This window comes from Hymenobacter arcticus, from assembly GCF_054779975.1.
This window is the reverse complement of record NZ_BAAGXF010000004.1, coordinates 147,063-164,344: the sequence shown is the minus strand read 5'-3', so window position 1 is coordinate 164,344 and position 17,282 is coordinate 147,063. Positions and strand designations below refer to the sequence as shown.

Annotated in this window: 17 protein-coding genes; 8 read left to right on the top strand and 9 right to left on the bottom strand. The window is 59.0% G+C overall.

What is annotated here, in order from left to right; translation table 11 throughout:
* Positions 1-47: 47 nt before the first annotated feature.
* The 3 genes from ACYVGC_RS09365 to ACYVGC_RS09355 all read left to right on the top strand — a co-directional run bounded on the left by ACYVGC_RS09365 (position 48) and on the right by ACYVGC_RS09355 (position 2,822).
* Positions 48-962, top strand: coding sequence for a DUF58 domain-containing protein (locus ACYVGC_RS09365; RefSeq protein ID WP_460583555.1), 915 nt, complete (start codon positions 48-50; stop codon positions 960-962).
* A gap of 6 nt (positions 963-968) precedes the next feature.
* Positions 969-1,913: a hypothetical protein gene (locus tag ACYVGC_RS09360; protein ID WP_460583554.1), complete on the top strand. Its 945-nt coding sequence runs from the start codon at positions 969-971 to the stop codon at positions 1,911-1,913.
* A gap of 210 nt (positions 1,914-2,123) precedes the next feature.
* On the top strand, positions 2,124-2,822 hold the full coding sequence (locus ACYVGC_RS09355; protein ID WP_460583553.1) for an SIR2 family NAD-dependent protein deacylase: 699 nt from the start codon (positions 2,124-2,126) through the stop codon (positions 2,820-2,822).
* A 106-nt stretch (positions 2,823-2,928) separates the two neighbouring features.
* Here ACYVGC_RS09355 and ACYVGC_RS09350 read toward each other — a convergent pair whose 3' ends face one another.
* Positions 2,929-3,624 carry a DUF2459 domain-containing protein gene (locus ACYVGC_RS09350; RefSeq protein WP_460583552.1) on the bottom strand — a complete coding sequence of 232 codons (696 nt, stop codon included), beginning with the start codon at positions 3,622-3,624 and terminating at the stop codon, positions 2,929-2,931.
* A gap of 76 nt (positions 3,625-3,700) precedes the next feature.
* On the opposite strand from ACYVGC_RS09350, the gene ACYVGC_RS09345 reads away from it, so the two are divergent.
* Positions 3,701-4,111 (top strand): hypothetical protein, encoded by a 411-nt coding sequence (locus tag ACYVGC_RS09345; protein ID WP_460583551.1) that lies wholly within the window; start codon positions 3,701-3,703, stop codon positions 4,109-4,111.
* A gap of 19 nt (positions 4,112-4,130) precedes the next feature.
* Here ACYVGC_RS09345 and ACYVGC_RS09340 read toward each other — a convergent pair whose 3' ends face one another.
* Entirely contained in the window at positions 4,131-5,153 is a 1,023-nt protein-coding gene (locus tag ACYVGC_RS09340) for an SMP-30/gluconolactonase/LRE family protein (RefSeq protein WP_460583550.1), read from the bottom strand.
* Between the two features lie 176 nt (positions 5,154-5,329).
* Between ACYVGC_RS09340 and ACYVGC_RS09335 the strand changes: the two genes are divergently transcribed.
* Entirely contained in the window at positions 5,330-6,442 is a 1,113-nt protein-coding gene (locus ACYVGC_RS09335) for an SMP-30/gluconolactonase/LRE family protein (RefSeq protein WP_460583549.1), read from the top strand.
* 148 nt (positions 6,443-6,590) lie between these two features.
* On the opposite strand, the gene ACYVGC_RS09330 is transcribed toward ACYVGC_RS09335, so the two are convergent.
* From ACYVGC_RS09330 to ACYVGC_RS09305, 6 genes are all read right to left on the bottom strand, one after another.
* Positions 6,591-7,580 carry an aldo/keto reductase gene (locus ACYVGC_RS09330; protein WP_460583548.1) on the bottom strand — a complete coding sequence of 330 codons (990 nt, stop codon included), beginning with the start codon at positions 7,578-7,580 and terminating at the stop codon, positions 6,591-6,593.
* 77 nt (positions 7,581-7,657) lie between these two features.
* Positions 7,658-8,104: a peptide-methionine (R)-S-oxide reductase MsrB gene (gene msrB / locus ACYVGC_RS09325; RefSeq protein WP_460583547.1), complete on the bottom strand. Its 447-nt coding sequence runs from the start codon at positions 8,102-8,104 to the stop codon at positions 7,658-7,660.
* A gap of 16 nt (positions 8,105-8,120) precedes the next feature.
* Positions 8,121-9,071 (bottom strand): DMT family transporter, encoded by a 951-nt coding sequence (locus ACYVGC_RS09320; RefSeq protein WP_460583546.1) that lies wholly within the window; start codon positions 9,069-9,071, stop codon positions 8,121-8,123.
* A gap of 15 nt (positions 9,072-9,086) precedes the next feature.
* The gene (locus ACYVGC_RS09315) at positions 9,087-9,689 is read right to left on the bottom strand and encodes a Uma2 family endonuclease (protein ID WP_460583545.1); all 603 of its coding nucleotides are present in this window, start codon (positions 9,687-9,689) and stop codon (positions 9,087-9,089) included.
* 37 nt (positions 9,690-9,726) lie between these two features.
* Positions 9,727-10,389, bottom strand: coding sequence for a hypothetical protein (locus tag ACYVGC_RS09310; RefSeq protein WP_460583544.1), 663 nt, complete (start codon positions 10,387-10,389; stop codon positions 9,727-9,729).
* A gap of 95 nt (positions 10,390-10,484) precedes the next feature.
* Entirely contained in the window at positions 10,485-12,767 is a 2,283-nt protein-coding gene (locus ACYVGC_RS09305; RefSeq protein WP_460583543.1) for an aconitate hydratase, read from the bottom strand.
* Between the two features lie 221 nt (positions 12,768-12,988).
* Between ACYVGC_RS09305 and ACYVGC_RS09300 the strand changes: the two genes are divergently transcribed.
* Positions 12,989-14,356, top strand: coding sequence for a peroxiredoxin family protein (locus tag ACYVGC_RS09300; RefSeq protein ID WP_460583542.1), 1,368 nt, complete (start codon positions 12,989-12,991; stop codon positions 14,354-14,356).
* A gap of 177 nt (positions 14,357-14,533) precedes the next feature.
* A complete protein-coding gene (locus ACYVGC_RS09295; protein ID WP_460583541.1) occupies positions 14,534-15,967 on the top strand; it encodes a M48 family metalloprotease in 1,434 nt (477 codons plus the stop codon).
* Positions 15,968-16,048: 81 nt separating this feature from the next.
* Here the strand turns inward: ACYVGC_RS09295 and ACYVGC_RS09290 are convergent, their stop codons facing one another.
* Positions 16,049-16,942: a hypothetical protein gene (locus ACYVGC_RS09290; protein WP_460583540.1), complete on the bottom strand. Its 894-nt coding sequence runs from the start codon at positions 16,940-16,942 to the stop codon at positions 16,049-16,051.
* Between the two features lie 136 nt (positions 16,943-17,078).
* Between ACYVGC_RS09290 and ACYVGC_RS09285 the strand changes: the two genes are divergently transcribed.
* Positions 17,079-17,258, top strand: coding sequence for a hypothetical protein (locus ACYVGC_RS09285; protein WP_460583539.1), 180 nt, complete (start codon positions 17,079-17,081; stop codon positions 17,256-17,258).
* The last annotated feature ends 24 nt before the right edge of the window (positions 17,259-17,282 follow it).

The window sequence follows — 17,282 nt, the reverse complement described above, 5'->3', positions numbered from 1 at the left end:
CCAAAAATAGCCCCGCGCCGTAGCTTCGCCCCTCACCCCACCCCGCCATGCCTCCCGCCGCCGCCAGCTCCTCTGCCCTGCCCGCCAGCCTCACAGCGCTGGTGCGCCGCCTGCGCCACCTCGAAATAAGGATGCGCCAGGCGGTGGAGGCCCAGCTGCAAGGCAACTTCGGGTCGGTGTTTCGGGGCAACGGGCTGGAGTTTGACGACGTGCGCCTCTACCAATACGGCGACGAGGTGCGGGCCATCGACTGGGCCGTGAGCAGCAAGGGCCACGGCACGTTCGTAAAAACCTATAAGGAAGAGCGCGAGCAGCAGGTACTGGTGGCCCTCGACGTGAGCGCCTCGCAGCGCGTGGGCGGCGGCCCCGGCGGCCCCCAACGCAAGCTCGACCTGGGCCGCGACCTGGCTGGGGTGCTGGCCCTATCGGCCGCCCGCCAGGATGCCGCGCTGGGGCTGCTGGCTTTTTCCGACCAAAAGGAGCTGTACCTGCCCCCGGCCAAGGGCTTGCGTGCTGCCTACGCCTTGCTACAACGGCTGTATGGCTTGCAGCCGGCCTCGCGGCACACGGGCGTGGGATTTGGTATCCGGCAGGTGCTCAGCTTGTTGAAGCGCCGCACACTGGTGGTGCTCATCTCCGATTTTATCGACGAAAACTACGAGCGTGAGCTCACCATGCTGGCCCGCCAGCACGACCTAGTGGTGGTGCAGCTGCTGGCCCCGCAGGAAGTGACGTTTCCGGCGCTGGGCATTGTGCCCCTGCGCGACGCCGAAACGGGCCTGCAACGCTGGGTCGATACCTCGGCCCCGGCCTTCCAGGCGCAGTACGCGGCCCAGGCCCAGGCGCGCGAGCTGGCCCTGCGCACCCTGTGCCGCCGCCAGCGCGTGGGCTTGCTCACGCTGCGCACCAACGAGGACTTTGTGCCGCAACTAGTGGGGCTGTTTCGGCAGCGCCGGAGCTAATCACCTATGCAACAGTATTTTATAAATTCACTTGGCAAAACGCAGTACTGGCTGGCCGGTGGGCTGTTGCTGGCGCTAGCCCAGCTGGCGGCAGCCGGCGCGGCGGCCGGGCCCGGCCCGGTAGGCCGGTTTTCGCGGGCGGTAGTGGAGGTGGGCCAGCCCCTCGACTACATCCTGAGCTACCGGCACGACCCGGCCGAGGAAGTTGTTTTTCCCGATTCGCTGGCCGAGTTTGGCACCTTTGAGTACGCGGGGCGGCGCTGGCTGCCCACTCGCACTGAAAACGGCCGCAGCCTCGACCAGGCGGTGTACCACCTGCGCACGTTTTCGCTGGCCCCGGTACAAACCCTGCAACTGCCGGTGCTGGTACTGCGCGGGGCCACCGACACGCTGCGCCTGCTGCCGCCCGCCGTGCAGGTGAAGCTGCGCCGCCTCGCCCCTACCCTACCTACCGGTGATGCCGCCACGCCGCCGGCCTTACATATTGACAATCAAATAAATATCCTAAAGCCCGCCTTTAATTATCCCTTTTGGCTGGCGGGGCTGGCGGCGCTGCTGGCGCTGGGCGGCGGGGCCTGGGCGCTCTACGGCCGGCGCTGGCAGCAGCGCTACGGCCGCTACAAGCGCCGCAAAAACCACGTGTATTTTCTCACCCAGTTTGCCCGCAATACCGAGCGCTTCACGCTCTCGCGCTCGGCCCCGCTGGTGGAACGCACGGTTTCGCTTTGGAAAAACTACCTTTCCAGTTTAGAAGATAATAACCTTAACTCATTGACAACCAAGGAGTTAACTGAATATTTCAACAACGATGAAGATGTGCGCCGCGCCCTGCGCGCCACCGACCGCGTAGTCTATGGCAACTTACTGAGCGAAGATGCCCAAGAGGTGGACGCAGCTTTTCAGCGCCTGCGCGACTTTGCCGCGCGGCAGTATGAGCTAGCCAGTCAATAGGTTAAGATTTGCGCAAAATCGTTTGTCATTGCGAGCGCAATGAAATGGAGCGCGGCAATCGCACCAGAACAGAATCCGAACAGCTCGTTCTGATGCGATTGCTTCGCGTTGCTCGCAATGACGGACACTTTTGCAAGTCGTAATACTTGACAATCAACTAGCTGCAGCCCGCTAAACCGACCCCATAACAACCACTTAATCATTATCTAAATGCCTCATCTTGTAGTACTTACCGGGGCCGGCGTATCGGCCGAGAGCGGCATCCGCACCTTCCGCGACACCAACGGGCTGTGGGAGGAACACCGCGTAGAAGATGTGGCTACGCCCGAAGCGTTTGCCCGCAACCCGGCGCTGGTGCTGGATTTTTACAACCAGCGGCGCGCCCAGGCCCGCACTGTGGCCCCCAACGCCGCCCACCTGGCCCTAGCCGGCATCGAGGACGCGCCGGGCTGGACGGTGAGCATCATCACCCAAAACGTAGACGACCTGCACGAGCGCGCCGGCTCAACGCGGGTGCTGCACCTGCACGGCATGCTGACCCAGATGCGCTCGGTGAAAAATGAAACCGTCGTGTTTGACTGTCCCGGCGACATTGCGCTAGGTGACTTGGCCGCCGACGGCGGGCAGCTGCGCCCGCACATCGTGTGGTTTGGCGAAATGGTACCCGCCATTGAAGAGGCCGCCGAAACTGTGGCTACCGCCGACGCGCTGCTCGTGGTGGGCACCTCGCTGCAAGTGTACCCGGCGGCCGGGCTACTGCACTATGCCCCAGCCGATTGCCCAGTATACGTCATCGACCCGCATCAGCCTGAAGTGAGCGGCCGGCGCGGCGTGCACTACGTGGTGGAGCCGGCCAGCATCGGCGTGCCGCAAGTGCTTAAACAATTAACAATGAGCAATGAGCAATGAGCAACGTCATGCTAAACGCAGTGAAGCCTCTCTACCGCATCGTTGAACGGCGTGGTAGAGAGGCTTCACTGCGTTCAGTATGACGTTGCTCACTGCTCACTACTTTTTACCGCCCGTATTGGTATAAAATACCCTTGTCAAACGGCGTCCAGAGGCTGGCTTTTTGGCCGCATTCTTTGAGGCCGCGGTTGGTCCAGGTGTTGCAGGTGTTTAGGATGCTATAGCGGCTGTTGGCCTCGTAGAAGGCATCGTGGTCGGCGTAGCTGTGGCTTGGCAGCCAGTTGAAGTTACCGGCCGCATCGCGCTGAAAGCTTTCTTCGACGTAGGCGATGAGGCGGCGGTACTGGGCGGGCGTGAGGTGTAGCGGCACGCAGCGCGGGCCGGAAGTGAGGTCGGCAGCCCGGTAAAACGTGGCGTGCATGAGCGTGCTGCTCAGCCAAAAGCCGGCCCGCACGGCGGTACTGGGCTTGAGCTGGGCCCAGGTGGGCGTGTCGAGGTAAAAGCCTTTATCGCCCCAGCCCACGCCCACGTACTCGTAGGTGCTGTCGTGGGCCTGGGTGTTGGAATAAGGCAGTTGGTGGCTCCAGTCGATGAAACTGCTCTTTACGGGCATCACCAAGTCGGTGTGCACGCCGTTGGAATAGATAAAAAACGGCACGGTGGCCGCCTCAGTGGTGGGCTCGGCGGCCACCGGAATGCGCGACAGCACCTGGGCCACTCCGTAGTACACGGCCACCACGCCCACCAGTGCGGCGGCGGGATAGCCAACAATTTTCAACGTTTTGCGCAGCACAGGCAACATGGGCAGGGGTTAATTTTACCAGCTAGTACGAGTTTCATCCAAAAGTAACCCGCGCTTCGGCGCGCTTTATTCGCTTATGGCCCAGCCCACCGAAGAAATTTACGCCATCCCGGCCGAGTACCGCAAGATGGAAAATAGGCACATCCTGTTCTGGCTGGTCAAGGATATTAGCTGGTGCATGGTCTGGAAAACGCTGGGCATTCTGATGATAGGCCCCACGCTGGGCATCGCGCTCGTTATTGCATGGCGCACCCGCTCGCTGAAATCCGAACTAGCTCACAACCTGGCTATTGTATTCTGGATTTCGGCTAACTCCTATTGGATGCTGAGCGAGTTCTTCGGCTTCGACACCGTGCGCATCGGCACCATTACCGATGGCAAGCACTTGGCTATCATTCCGTTCGGCATTGGCCTGGCCATTCTGCTTTACTATTACGTGGTACAGAAGCCCCGCGAAACGCGCGCGGCACAAACGTCTACTTTGTAAATCATTATCAATCAATCAATTACTTGCCTGGCACACCACGCGCCAACGTTTTGAGGCGCAGCACCAGGCTGGAGGCCATCACGTAGAGCGAGTGCCCATCGTCGCCCCAGGCGCAGTTCGACACGGGCTCGCCGGGGTCGATGGTGCCCAGCAGCTGGCCTTGCGGTGAGATGATAAGCAGGCCCCCAAACCCCGCGGCGTACACGTTACCAGCCTGGTCAACTTTCAGGCCATCAGGCACTTCCTTGAAGCGGAGCCGGGGCAGCGACGTCATATCGAAAAAGGGTCGGGGCTTGGTCAGCTTGCCGTTTTTACCCACCTCGTAGGCCAGGATGAGCGGACGCAGCGAGTCGGCGTTCGACACGTAGAGCGTGCGGCCATCGGGGCTCAGGGCCAAGCCGTTGGCAAAGGGCACGTCGGTAATTTCGGCGGTGAGCTGGCCTTCGGGCCCACGGCGAAACACGCCAGTATAGGGCAACTCGCGCAAGGGGTCGGCCGCCTGCTTGGGCAGGCCGAAGGGTGGGTCGGAGAAATACAGCGCGCCATCGGGGGCCACGATAACGTCGTTGGGGCTATTAAAGCGCTTGCCCTGAAAATTATCAACCACCGTGCGCTTGCCGCTTTGCTGGCCCAAGGGCAGGCTAGCCAGGCGGCGGTCGCCGTGCTCGCAAAGTAGCAGGTTACCGCGCCCATCAAGCGCCAGGCCGTTGCTGCCGGGCTCTTTGCCGTAGGGCATCCGGCCCGTGTACCCGCTGTATTCCAAGAAATTACTGCGTTTGCCATCGGCTGCGCGCCAACGGTAGATGATGCGGCCGGGCGTGTCCGAAAACAGCAGCATGCTGCTGTCGGGCACCCACAGCGGGCCTTCCACATGGTTGTGGCCCGAGGAAATAACTTCGAGCTGCGCACCGGGCGCCACCAGCTGGTCGAGGGCCGGGCTGTGGCGCACAATGCGGCCGGTAGTAAGCGGCGGGGCCTGGGCCGCGGCCGGGCCCGCAGCCAGGGTGAGCGCCGCGAGGGAAGCGTAAAAAGCAATGCGCATAGTCAGGAATCGGGGATAAAACGGGCCGGGGCTCGTGCAACTGCCTATGCCTACCGCCGCACGCGCCGCAAGGTTGCGCCGGGCAGTTGTCGGCCGGGCCGCGCCTGCTGGCTAACCCTGGGCAAAACCTACCCGTACGGAAAGAGCGCGGCTACCTTATTATCCGCGCGCCTTTTATGCTAATTCGCTCGTTGCTGTGGGCCGCTACTACCCTGACTACTACTTCGCTAACCATGCGCAACGCCAGTGCCCAAGACCTTAAGATACCACTGGAGGAAGTAGCCCAAGTGGGTCGGCACCAGCCCATTGGCGTGGGCGTGTCGCACAAGGGGCGCATTTTTATGACGTTTCCGAAGAAGAAAAACGACAAGAACTATGAATATGATTACGGCCTGGTAGAGCTGGTAAACGGCCAGCGCGTGCCCTACCCCAACGCCCTCTGGAACCAGTGGGACTCGACGCAGGCCGCCACCCGCTTCGTCAACGTGCAGGCCGCCGTGGTTGATGCCGACGACAACCTGTGGGTGCTCGACCCCTCGAACCCCGATGACCAAGCCCCGGTAATTGCGGGCATTAAACTCCTGAAAATCAACCTCACAACCAATAAAGTAGCGCGCACCTACCGCTTCGAAGACCTGCCCCGCGAACGCACTGGCCTCAACGATGTGCGCATCGACACGCGCCGGCAGCTGGCCTACCTCTCCGACCCCGTGCTGGCCGCCATCGTGGTGCTCGACCTGCGCACCGGCAAAAGCCGCCTGGTGCTGCAAGGCGATAAATCGACGGCCACCGAGCCGGGCTTTGTGCTGCGCCTCGACGGCAAGGAAGTGAAAGACAAAACGGGTAAGCCCTTCAGCAGCAATGTGAACGGTATTGCGCTCACCCACGATTTCAAGTACTTCTATTACCGGGCCATCAACCAGACCAAGCTCTACCGAATCGAAACCCAGTACCTCGCCAACCCGGCCCTGCCGCCGGCCGAGCTGGCCAGCCACATCGAAACGGTGGGCGAAACTGGCGTAAGCCACGGCATGCTTGCCGACGACGCCGGCAATATCTACCTCTCCGACTCGCCCAACTACGCCGTGCGACGCGTCACGCCCGCCGGCCGCTTTGAGTTGGTAACCAAAGATTTACGACTAAGCTGGCCCGACACCTTCGCGCTTGGCCCCGACGGCTACCTCTACCTCACCGCCACCCAAATAAACCGTGCGCCCAAGTGGAATAACGGCGAGAGCAAGGTGGATTATCCCTTCCGCCTGTATCGCTTGAAGCTGCCGACTAAGTAGGTTGGAGGTAGAGCATATAAAAGAACGTCATGCTGAGCTTGTCGAAGCATCTCTACCACGCCGTTGGAGTCCTGAATCCAACGGCGCGGTAGAGATGCTTCGACAAGCTCAGCATGACGTTCTTTTATATGCTTTAAAAATAAATAGTCTACCACAGCTGATGCACCTGCGGCCGCACCAAACGGTCGTACACAGCGCGTACAGCAGCCATCTGCTCACTCGTGAGCGCCGGTAGCTCCTCAGTTTTCAGGTTAGAAAGCAGCTGCTCGGGCTTGGATGCGCCGGGAATAATGCAGCTCACTTCTGGAAACATGAGTATCCAGCGCAGGGCCAGCGGAGCCAGGTGTGGCTGGCCGGGAAACAGTTTTTTCAGCTCTTCCACGGCCGCCAGGCCCGTGTTATAGTCCACGCCCGCGAAAGTTTCGCCCTTGTCGAAGGCCGCGCCGTCGCGGTTGAAGTTGCGGTGGTCGTCGGCCGCGAAGGTGGTTTGGGCAGAAAACTTGCCCGTGAGCAGTCCACTAGCCAGCGGCACCCGCACGATAATACCCACCTCGCGCCGCGCCGCTTCCTTGAACAGCAGCTCCGTCGGCCGCTGCCGGAACATATTGAAAATCACCTGCAACGTGGTCACGTTCGGGTATTCGATGGCCTTGAGGCCTTCCTCTACCTTTTCCACGCTCACGCCCAGGTTCTGAATTTTGCCTTCCTCTTTGAGCCGGTCGAACAGCTCAAAAATCTCGGGTCGGTAGTACACTTCGGTGGGCGGGCAGTGCAGCTGCACCAGGTCGAGGGTGTCGAGCTGCATGTTGCGCAGGCTGTCTTCCACGAAGCCGCGCAGGGCGGCGGGCTGGTAGGCTTCGGCGGTGTGGGGCTGCAAGCGCCGGCCGCACTTGGTGGCTACAAAAATGCGCTCGCCGGCGCGGCTGCGCACGAGGCGGCCCACGGCCTTTTCGCTCTCACCGTCGCCGTACACGTCGGCCGTGTCGATGAAGTTAATACCCGCGTCCACGGCGGCGTTCAAGATGTGGTCGGCATTGTCGTGGCTGAAGGGCTCGCCCCACTTGCCGCCCACCTGCCAGGTGCCGAGGCTAATTTCAGAAATGGAGAAGCCGGTTTTACCAAGCGTGCGATGATTCATAAAAAGTCAGGAAATGCAGTGGTTGTACCTGCCTCCTACCTCCTATTACCGGCGCGGGTTGCGGCCGAGCCACATTATCAATCTGCAATTCGCACCAGGCTTTCCGAGTTCAGGCAGTAGCGCAGTCCGTTGGGCGCGGGGCCATCGGCAAAAACGTGGCCCAGGTGACCACCACACACGTTGCAGCGCGCCTCCATGCGCTGCATGTGGTGGCTGTCATCAAAAAGGTATTGAATAGCATTCTTAGCCAGTGGCTGGCTGAAGCTGGGCCAGCCCGACATGGCGTGGTACTTCGTGGCCGAATCGAACAATCGGCTGCCGCAACCGGCGCACGCGTACACCCCCGGCTCGTAGGTGCGGCAAAAGGCATTGCGATACGGCGGCTCGGTTACCTGCTGCCGCAGCACCCGAAACTGTGCGGGCGTGAGCTGCGCCCGCCACTCGGCCTCCGATTTTTCGACCCGGCGCGGGGGTTCGGGGTTACTGTATTTCGCAAATTTCAGCACGTCAATCCAACGCAGCATAGCCAAGAAGTGCTTGCTAAGCGGGCTGAAGCTGAGCGAGCGGCGCTGCCACAGCGGGCCGCTTCCAGCTCAATAACAACACGCCAAATACCACCAAAATAGTCCCCACAATCTGGGCCGCAAAAATTCGCTCGTTCAGCAAAAAATATGCCTGCGCAATAGTCGAAACCGGGCCGATGCCGCTGATAATCGCCACGTTATTCGCCCCAATTCTTTTCAATCCCTGCGATATTAAAAAGGACGGTAGCACCGTCGAGAATACGGCCAGAATTAATCCGTATCCCCACAGCGCCCGCCCTGCTACCAGAATTTCGCCCTGACCCACCAACGCGAAATGCGTAAATATGCCGGCCGTAGCGGCCAGCATGGCGTAGGCAGTGAATTTATTGGCGCCCACCAGCGGAATTAATTTCCCACTCCCCACAATGTACATGGAATAGGTAATGGCGCACAAAAACACCAGAAAACTCCCCAGATAAAACCCCGGCCGGCTCGCATCCACCGTTAATTCCCCCACATAAGCCAACCCAATGCCAAGGTAGGTAAGCAGCAGCGCCCACTTCTGCACGCCCGTAATGCGCTGCTTGAAAATCAGCGCATTGATAAAAACCACGAAGCTGGGGTACAGAAATAACAGCAGCCGCTCCAGGCCCGCCGACACGTATTGCAGACCCATAAAATCGAGCAGGCTGCTCACGTAATACCCCAGCATCCCTATCACCACAACCAGCAGCCACTGCGGGCGCGTCATGCGCACATTCGTTTTCTGGCCCGACACCACCAGCGCTACGCCCGCATAAAACGGCAGCGAAAACACCATGCGCAGCGTGAGTAGCGTTAGCGCATCGGTATGCGTAGCCCCAAAGGCCAACTTGACCACAATGGCTTTGGTAGAGAATAATATCGCACCGAGCAGGGTAATAATAAAGCCAGCGATGGGAACGGTAGGGCGGGCAGGCGGTTGCACTAGAAAATTCTCGTATTAAATCCGGCGTAGCGGCCGTAAGTCCAGCGTAAAACCCGGCAGCACTGGCTCGGCGCTTAGTTCACACTCAAAATCTACAAATTCTTCCGGGGCTTGGTCGAGGCGATAAATCGTCGCCTTTTCATTTGTGGGGTCGAGCAAGAAACCCAGTTGCAGTCCATTAGTTAGGTAAATTTCCATTTTGCGGCGCAAGGCGGCTAGCCCGTCGGAGGGCGAGCGCACTTCTACCACAAACTCGGGGCACACGGGCGGAAACCCTTGCCGTTGCGCCTCACTCAAGCCGTCGAAGGCCGCCCGGCTCAGCCACGCCGCATCAGGAGAGCGAATGGAACCATCGGGCAGCACGAAGCCCGCCGACGACTCATACACGTAGCCTAGTTGGTGCTGACGGTTCCAGAGCCACAGCTGGCCATAAATTTCTCCTGATTTACGACTGGATTCAGAACCGGCGGGCGGCATGGCAATAATATTATGGTCGGCAGTGCGCTCCAGGCGCAGCGTGGGGTTGTGCTGGCAGAGGTCGTAAAATTCCTCATCCGTGAGCCGGGCCAGGGCCGGGCCTTGCAGCAGCAATTGGTTGTCGAGGTCGGCGAATGTCATAGGAAACAAAGAAGGCTAAACGATAACACTTAAGCAATTACAGTTGTATGAATAGCATATACAAACCTCCCGAGTTATTATCATTTTGTTGAGATGGCTGTCTATCATCATTAAGCCCAGCAAGTTCAATTAGTTTTCTTTTAACTATATTAGTGTATAAATTATCTTTCTTTATAAGAAATCCTAGTTCACACTTATAAATCCTTTCTATAAATTCCCCCCAACGAAAAGCTTTTTGTTCAACTTGGCCTGTCGCTTCAGAAACGTTGGGATTGCTATACCAATAGGTGGTACCTACCATAGATAAATCAGGCCGCCAGAATAAGCAATGGTCAAGCGCAACGTACTTATAATCGCGATTAGTGAATGTAGGCAAGCAGTAAAATATTTCCTCTGTCTTTTGTATAACAGGCATTTGATTAGACGGACTATTCAGATGCCAGCAAACATTTGAAAAATCGAAACAGCTTTGCCCAACCCGCATTTTACCTAAAGACGCTTTTTTAAACTGAAGGCCTATTATTTTACAATCAAAGCCTAAAAACTCATCAGCAGGATAGGCAGATTCATCAGAAGGAGAAACAGCAAATATTCTCACTTTTTTATTTATTTTCAAGAAGTATTCTTCGATACGAGCAATAATCCATCCTTCATACTCCCTCTCGATAGGGTTGATGTATTTTGTTTTCAAAAGCTCCATGTTAAATGTATTAAAATTAAAATGTATATTATAAGACCAAAACAGCCGCCCCGGTTTCCCGAGGCGGCCGTTAAATTACTTAGCAAACCAGCAGCTTACACTACTGCCGCACCCGTCTCCTGCATCTTGATAAGATTCAGGGCCGAACCAGCTTTAAACCAAGCAATTTGGCCTTCGTTGTAGGTGTGGTTGACGGTGATTAGGTCGGTGTCGCCATCGGCGTGGCGCAGGCGCACTTGCAGCGGCTGGCCGGGGGCGAAGGTCGTGAGGCCGAGGATGTCGATTTGGTCGTCTTCCTCAATCAGGTCGTAGTCGGCCTTATTGGCGAAGGTGAGGCCCAGCATGCCCTGCTTTTTGAGGTTGGTTTCGTGAATACGGGCAAAGCTTTTCACCAGCACGGCGCGCACGCCGAGGTGGCGGGGCTCCATGGCGGCGTGCTCACGCGAGCTGCCTTCGCCGTAGTTCTCGTCGCCAATTACGATGCTGCCGATGCCCATGCTCTTGAGCACGCGGGCGGCTACCGGCACCGGCACGTAGGGCGAGCCCTGGGTACCGCTGTCCTTCACGGCGTTGGTTTCGCCGGTGTAGGCGTTGGTAGCGCCGATGAGCATGTTGTTGGAAATGTTATCCAGGTGGCCGCGGAACTTCAGCCACGGACCGGCCATGCTGATGTGGTCGGTGGTGCACTTGCCCTGCGCCTTAATGAGCACGCGCAGGTTGAGCAGGTCGGTACCTTCCCAAGGCTTGAAGGGCTCCAGCAATTGCAGGCGGTCGGAGGTGGGCGACACGAGCACTTGCACGGTGCTGCCATCTTCGGCCGGGGCCTGGAAACCAGCATCTTCCACGGCGTAGCCAGCGGGGGGCATTTCGAGGCCGCGGGGCTCGTCAAACATCACATCGCCGTTTTTGCCGGGCAGCGTGTCGGTGAGTGGGTTGAAGGCCAGGCTGCCGGCGATGGCAAACGCGGTCACGATTTCGGGCGAAGCCACGAACGCGTGCGTGTTGGGGTTGCCGTCGTTGCGCTTGGCAAAGTTGCGGTTGAAGCTCGTAATGATGGAGTTACGGCGCTTGGGGTCGTCGGTGTGACGGGCCCACTGGCCGATGCACGGGCCGCAGGCGTTGGCCAGCACCACGCCGCCCATTTCGGCGAAGGTGTCGAGGAGGCCGTCGCGGGCCACCGTGTAGCGCACCAGCTCCGAGCCGGGCGTAATGGTGAACTCAGCGGCTACGTGCAGGCCTTTTTCCACAGCTTGCTTGGCAATGCTGGCGGCGCGGGTAATGTCTTCGTACGACGAGTTGGTGCATGAGCCGATGAGGCCCACTTCCAGCTTCTCGGGCCAGCCATGCTCCTTTACGGCAGCAGCAAACTCCGAAATCGGCCAAGCAGCGTCCGGCGTGAACGGGCCGTTCACGTAGGGCTCCAACGTGTTGAGGTCGATTTCGATGAGCTGGTCGTAGAACTCGGCCGGGTTGGCGTACACCTCGTCGTCGGCGCGCAGATGGGCACCCACGCCTTTGGCGAGGTCGGCGATTTCGGCGCGGCCGGTGCCGCGCAGGTAGTCGCCCATTTTCTCATCGTAGCCAAATACCGAAGTCGTAGCCCCAATCTCCGCGCCCATGTTGCAGATGGTGCCTTTACCAGTGGCCGAAAGGCTCTCCGCGCCTTCGCCGAAGTACTCCACAATAGCACCGGTACCACCCTTAACGGTCAGGATACCAGCCACTTTCAGGATAACGTCTTTGGCCGAAGTCCAGCCGCTCATCTTGCCGGTCAGCTTTACGCCGATGACTTTCGGGAATTTCAACTCCCAGGCCATACCCGCCATTACGTCTACGGCATCGGCGCCGCCTACGCCGATGGCAATCATGCCGAGGCCGCCCGCGTTGGGGGTGTGCGAGTCGGTGCCAATCATCATGCCGCCGGGGAAGGCGTAGTTTTCGAGCACTACCTGGTGAATGATGCCGGCGCCGGGCTTCCAGAAGCCGATACCGTATTTATCTGATACCGAGGCCAGGAAGTCGTACACTTCGCGGTTCTCGTCGTTGGCAATGGCCAGGTCTTCGGTGGCGCCGTCCTTGGCCTGAATGAGGTGGTCGCAGTGCACAGTACTGGGTACGGCAGCCGTGGGCTTGCCGGCCTGCATAAACTGCAACAGGGCCATCTGGGCGGTGGCATCCTGCATGGCTACCCGGTCGGGGGCGAAGTCCACGTAGCTCACGCCGCGCTGGTGCGCTTCGCCTACTTTGCCACCGTAGAGATGGGCGTAGAGGATTTTTTCGGTGAGCGTGAGCGGGCGGCCAACGGCCGTGCGGGCCGCGTCGATGCGCGAGCCGAGGCCCGCGTACACGGCCCGAATCATATCAAGGTCAAACGCCATAGGAGGGAGAGTGGGGTTATTAGCTTAGTCGCAAAAGTAACGGGCGGCTAAGGCAATTTGGTAGTATTTGGCCGATTTCGGACTGTACTTAGAAACCTTCCAAATAGCGGGCCAGTTTAGGGCCGCCACGCAGGTGCTTTTTACGGGCAATGGGCGTGGCACAGTTACCTTTTATAACTAACGAATAGTTGAGCTGGTTCTCGCTGTTCTATTTTGTGCTTATGAAATCCCTGTCTTTCGCCTTACTGGCGGCTACGCTGCTAGCGGGCTGCAACTCTTCTACTAATTCCAACTCGGCCGAGACAACGGCAGTTTCGGCCACTACGCTGCTCAAGCCCGGCCCCTGGCGCGGCGAGTTGGCTGCGCAGGGCCAGAAAATCCCGTTTCTGTTTGAGGTCAAAACCGAGGCCGGCAAGCCCGTAGTTTACCTCATCAACAAGGGCCTGAACGGCGAGGAGCGCCTGCGTTGCGACGAAATTTCGGCGGCCGGCGACTCGACTACCATCAAGTTGCACGTGTTTGATGCGGCGCTGGTGGTGCGCGCCGATGGCCAGGGCAAGCTGAAAGGCACCTGGGTGAAGTACGATGCAAAGACGCCGTATCGGGTACCGCTAGTGGCATCTACTAATATCAATAAAGCTAACCTATTTCAGGATGAACGCCAAGGAATGCCTGCATCCATGGCTACACCTTCTTATTTCGAGCAGGGGTTTGCCTCGGACAAACCCGTCTCTTATAAAACTGTGTTCACGGATGAACAGGGAAAATCTTATGCAGCAGTTGGTCTTTTTAAGCGAAATCAGGTCAGTAACGAGGTTACTGGTACTTTTCTAACCACAACCGGTGACTATCGATATTTAGCAGGAAACATTGTACAACTCGATGACAAAGCTTATCACTTGATGCTGTCTACTTTCGACGGCGGTCATGCTTTCTTATTCAAGGCCCAATTACCGGATATAAAAGAGCCGGTTACCGTCAATAAGCTCACTGGCGACTTCTACTCCGGCAAGTCGGGGCACGAAACCTGGACGGCTACCCTCGACCCCAAGGCCAAGCTGCCCGACGCCGACACGCTCACCTACCTGCGCAAGGGCGAGTCGCGGCTGAATTTCAAGTTTCCGAGCATCGAGGCGGCGGGCCGCAGCATCTCCCCTACCGACCCCAAGTACAAGGGTAAAGTGGTGGTGCTGCAAATATTGGGTTCGTGGTGCCCCAACTGCATGGACGAAACCGGCTACCTCGCCCCGTGGTACGAGCAGAATAAAACCCGCGGCGTCGAAATTATCGGCCTGGGCTACGAGCGCAGCGCCGACTACCAGCAAGCCTCGTCGCGGCTGCTAAAGATGAAAGACCGTTATAAAATCGGCTATGACCTGGCCGTGGCCGGGGTATCGAACAAAGACTCGGTGGCCAAGTCGCTGCCGCAACTAGCTAAGTTCCTGGGTTTTCCAACTACCATTTTTCTGGATAAGAAAGGCGTAGTGCGCAGTATTCGCACGGGCTTTTCGGGGCCGGGCACGGGCCAGTATTACGAAGATGAAAAGGCGCACTTCAATCGCATGGTTGATAAGTTACTGAAAGAGTAGCAGTTAAGCAGTACACGTAACCTTCACTTTGTCTGGTCGTTGTAAGCTCCATTGTCCGCGTTAGGGCAGTGAAGCTTTTTGCTTGCCGGAAGTGAGCGACGCAACTTTGTGCGTTGCCGCCTGCCGCCACTTGGCCCGACAATTGAATACGCTTAGCCAATACTTTTCCAGCCACCCATGACTGCTCTCTCCCATCGCCTGCTGCGCCCGGCCGCTCTTTTGCTCTTGTTGCCCCTGGTTAGCGCCACGCCTGCCGAACTCACCAAGCCCGCTACTACGGCCGTTGCGCCCCTGCAAGGGGCCAAGCCCGACCCGCAGGTAATTGCCCAATTTGGCCTCTACAACAACCCCAAGCTGCAAGCCTACATCACGCAGCAAGGCAAGCGCATGACGACCATTTCGGACCGGCCCGGCGACTATGGCTTTACCATCGTCGATTCGCCGGTTATCAACGCCTTTGCCACGCCCGATGGCCACGTGTACTTCACGCGCGGCATCATGGCGTATTTCAACGACGAGGCGCAGTTTACGGGGGTGCTCGGGCACGAGCTGGGCCACATCACGGCGCAGCACGGCAAGAAGCAGCAGCGTACTTCTATCTTATCCAGCATCTTAGTGGCCGGGGCCACCATGGTGTCGCCTAACCTGCTGGGCCGCATTGCGCAGCCAGCCGCGCAGCTGGTTGGCTTGAAATACAGCCGAGGTGATGAGAATGAGGCCGACCAGCTAGGCGTAAAGTACTCTACCAAAGTTGGGTACGATGCCTCGCACATGGCTACTTTTTTCCAGACTCTGGAGCGCACCGAGGCCCAGAGTGGCAGCAGCACGCCCACCTTCCTCTCTACGCACCCCAACTCGGCCGACCGCTACCAGCGCGTGAAGCAGTTGGCGGCCCAGGCCCAGCAGAGCCTCGGCAAGCGCACGCTCACCGTGAACCGCGACGCCTACCTGCGCTCCATCGACGGCCTACCCTTCGGCGACGACCCGCGCCAAGGCTTCGTAGAAAACAGCATCTTCTACCACCCCGATTTGAAGTTCCGCTTCCCCATCCCCTCGGGCTGGAAGTCGCAGAACTCGCCCGAGCAGTTTCAGATGGCGGCGCCCGATGGCAAGGCTATTCTGGCCTTTACCGGCGTAGCTGGTAGCTCGCTCGATGAGGCCGCCCAAACGCTGGCCAAGCAAATCGGCATCACGGCCGGCAACGTGCAGCGCACCACCATCAACGGCTTTCCGGCCCTGACGTTTGAGGGCGACCAAGCCGCGTCTGCGCAGAGCCAATCGACGCCGGCCCACGTGCAGAGCTACGTTATCCAGGATGGCAAGTCGATGTTTGCCTTTGTAGGACTAGCCACGGCGGCCACTTTCGGCACCTACGCGCCGCAGTTTGCCAGCGCCGCGCAGGGCTACCAGCGCCTCACCGACGCCAGCAAGCTCAACCGCCAGAGCGAGCGCATCCGCATCAAGCAGGCGAAATCTGCCACTACCCTATCAGCAGCCCTCACGGCCAACGGTGTACCCAGCAAGCGCCTGGAGGAGGAGGCGATTCTGAATGGCATGGCCCTAACCGACCGTTTGGCGGCCGGTTCGCTGTTCAAAGTAATCGGACAGTAATCGACTGTTAATCAACAAAAAGGCCTGACCGAGCAGCTGCTCGGTCAGGCCTTTTTGTGTAATACAATGATTCAGTGCATGTTACTTGCCCGTTAGCTGGGCACTGGTTTTCAGCGAGAACGTGGAGAAGCTGTCGCCGCCGCGCATTCCACCGCCACGCATACCGCCACCGCCGTAGCCGCCGCGCCCGCCGCCCATACCGCCGTAGCCGCCGCCCATGCCACCGCCTTGGGGGCCCACTACGCTCATGTCGGACTGCTGGCTGCCGGCCGGCATTTTGGGTTTTTGGCCCGCCATCCACACCCCTACTACGGCCGCTTGGCCAGTAGCCAGCGCCGGCACCCGCTTATAGATAAAGCGCAGCGGCACAGCGAGTTCGTAGATAAGATTATTACGGCTATCCACCGTCATGGCGGCTTTTATGCCGAGCTGCGACTGGGTATCGGTGAGCACCGGCTCCTTGTTGCCTTTGTAGTTGAGCAACTCCATTTCCTGGGCGCTGGTAATCACGCCGCGCAGGCGGTCGAGGTGCTCAGCCTGGCGCTCGGCGGCGGTGGGGCCCATAGCGCCCATGGGCCGCTCGGCGGGAGCCTTGAGGGTTTTGAGGTCGGTAGGCATGGGGTAGCGCACGCCAAACTGCTGCTGGTTGCGGCCCGTGGAGTCGAGCCACACCACCATGCCGAGCAGCGCCAGTTTGGCCTGCGTGGGCGCGTCGGAAGCCTTGATGCGGACGTACACCGTGCGGGTATCGTTGAGCACCTGGTACTGCAAGTGGCTGTTAGCGTCGTATTGGAGCGAGTCGGTCCATTCGGTAGACTTGCCGTCGATAACGGGCGCCTCGGCCACAAAGCGGCTGACGGTGCGCGTGGCAGGTACGGCCGCCTTGCCGGCGTCGGTGGGCACGGCCTTTTGGGCGCAGCCTCCCAGCAGCGCGACTGCCGGTAAAGTCTGAAGTAAGAAACTGGAAAAGCGCATAGCAAAGCGAGAAATAGGAAGGACAAAGCTACACCGCCGCCGTAAGCGGCTTGTGAAGCGGAGCGCCGGAACCGGCCGGCCGGTGCGGCGCTTATCTTAGCGACACGCTCCGCAAAATACTTTCAGTTCTTTCATCATGACCAAAGAAACCATTCTGGCCGCCGTCAACGCCCTGCCCGACCAAGTAACGCTGGACGAGCTGATTGAGCGGCTGATATTCATTGAGAAAATAGAAGAGGGCCGCCGCCAAAGCGAAGCTGGCGAAACTATTTCACAAGAAGAAGTGCGTCGACAAGTACAGTCATGGTTCAAGTAAGGTGGACCAACGCCGCGATGAATG

What these genes read in the sequence shown, in the direction of transcription:
- ACYVGC_RS09365 (WP_460583555.1), top strand. Translation starts at nt 48, where the DNA reads ATGCCTCCCGCCGCCGCCAGCTCCTCTGCCCTGCCCGCCAGCCTCACA.
- ACYVGC_RS09360 (WP_460583554.1), top strand. Translation starts at nt 969, where the DNA reads ATGCAACAGTATTTTATAAATTCACTTGGCAAAACGCAGTACTGGCTG.
- ACYVGC_RS09355 (WP_460583553.1), top strand. Translation starts at nt 2,124, where the DNA reads ATGCCTCATCTTGTAGTACTTACCGGGGCCGGCGTATCGGCCGAGAGC.
- ACYVGC_RS09350 (WP_460583552.1), bottom strand. Translation starts at nt 3,624, where the DNA reads ATGTTGCCTGTGCTGCGCAAAACGTTGAAAATTGTTGGCTATCCCGCC.
- ACYVGC_RS09345 (WP_460583551.1), top strand. Translation starts at nt 3,701, where the DNA reads ATGGCCCAGCCCACCGAAGAAATTTACGCCATCCCGGCCGAGTACCGC.
- ACYVGC_RS09340 (WP_460583550.1), bottom strand. Translation starts at nt 5,153, where the DNA reads ATGCGCATTGCTTTTTACGCTTCCCTCGCGGCGCTCACCCTGGCTGCG.
- ACYVGC_RS09335 (WP_460583549.1), top strand. Translation starts at nt 5,330, where the DNA reads ATGCTAATTCGCTCGTTGCTGTGGGCCGCTACTACCCTGACTACTACT.
- ACYVGC_RS09330 (WP_460583548.1), bottom strand. Translation starts at nt 7,580, where the DNA reads ATGAATCATCGCACGCTTGGTAAAACCGGCTTCTCCATTTCTGAAATT.
- msrB (WP_460583547.1), bottom strand. Translation starts at nt 8,104, where the DNA reads ATGCTGCGTTGGATTGACGTGCTGAAATTTGCGAAATACAGTAACCCC.
- ACYVGC_RS09315 (WP_460583545.1), bottom strand. Translation starts at nt 9,689, where the DNA reads ATGACATTCGCCGACCTCGACAACCAATTGCTGCTGCAAGGCCCGGCC.
- ACYVGC_RS09310 (WP_460583544.1), bottom strand. Translation starts at nt 10,389, where the DNA reads ATGGAGCTTTTGAAAACAAAATACATCAACCCTATCGAGAGGGAGTAT.
- ACYVGC_RS09305 (WP_460583543.1), bottom strand. Translation starts at nt 12,767, where the DNA reads ATGGCGTTTGACCTTGATATGATTCGGGCCGTGTACGCGGGCCTCGGC.
- ACYVGC_RS09300 (WP_460583542.1), top strand. Translation starts at nt 12,989, where the DNA reads ATGAAATCCCTGTCTTTCGCCTTACTGGCGGCTACGCTGCTAGCGGGC.
- ACYVGC_RS09295 (WP_460583541.1), top strand. Translation starts at nt 14,534, where the DNA reads ATGACTGCTCTCTCCCATCGCCTGCTGCGCCCGGCCGCTCTTTTGCTC.
- ACYVGC_RS09290 (WP_460583540.1), bottom strand. Translation starts at nt 16,942, where the DNA reads ATGCGCTTTTCCAGTTTCTTACTTCAGACTTTACCGGCAGTCGCGCTG.
- ACYVGC_RS09285 (WP_460583539.1), top strand. Translation starts at nt 17,079, where the DNA reads ATGACCAAAGAAACCATTCTGGCCGCCGTCAACGCCCTGCCCGACCAA.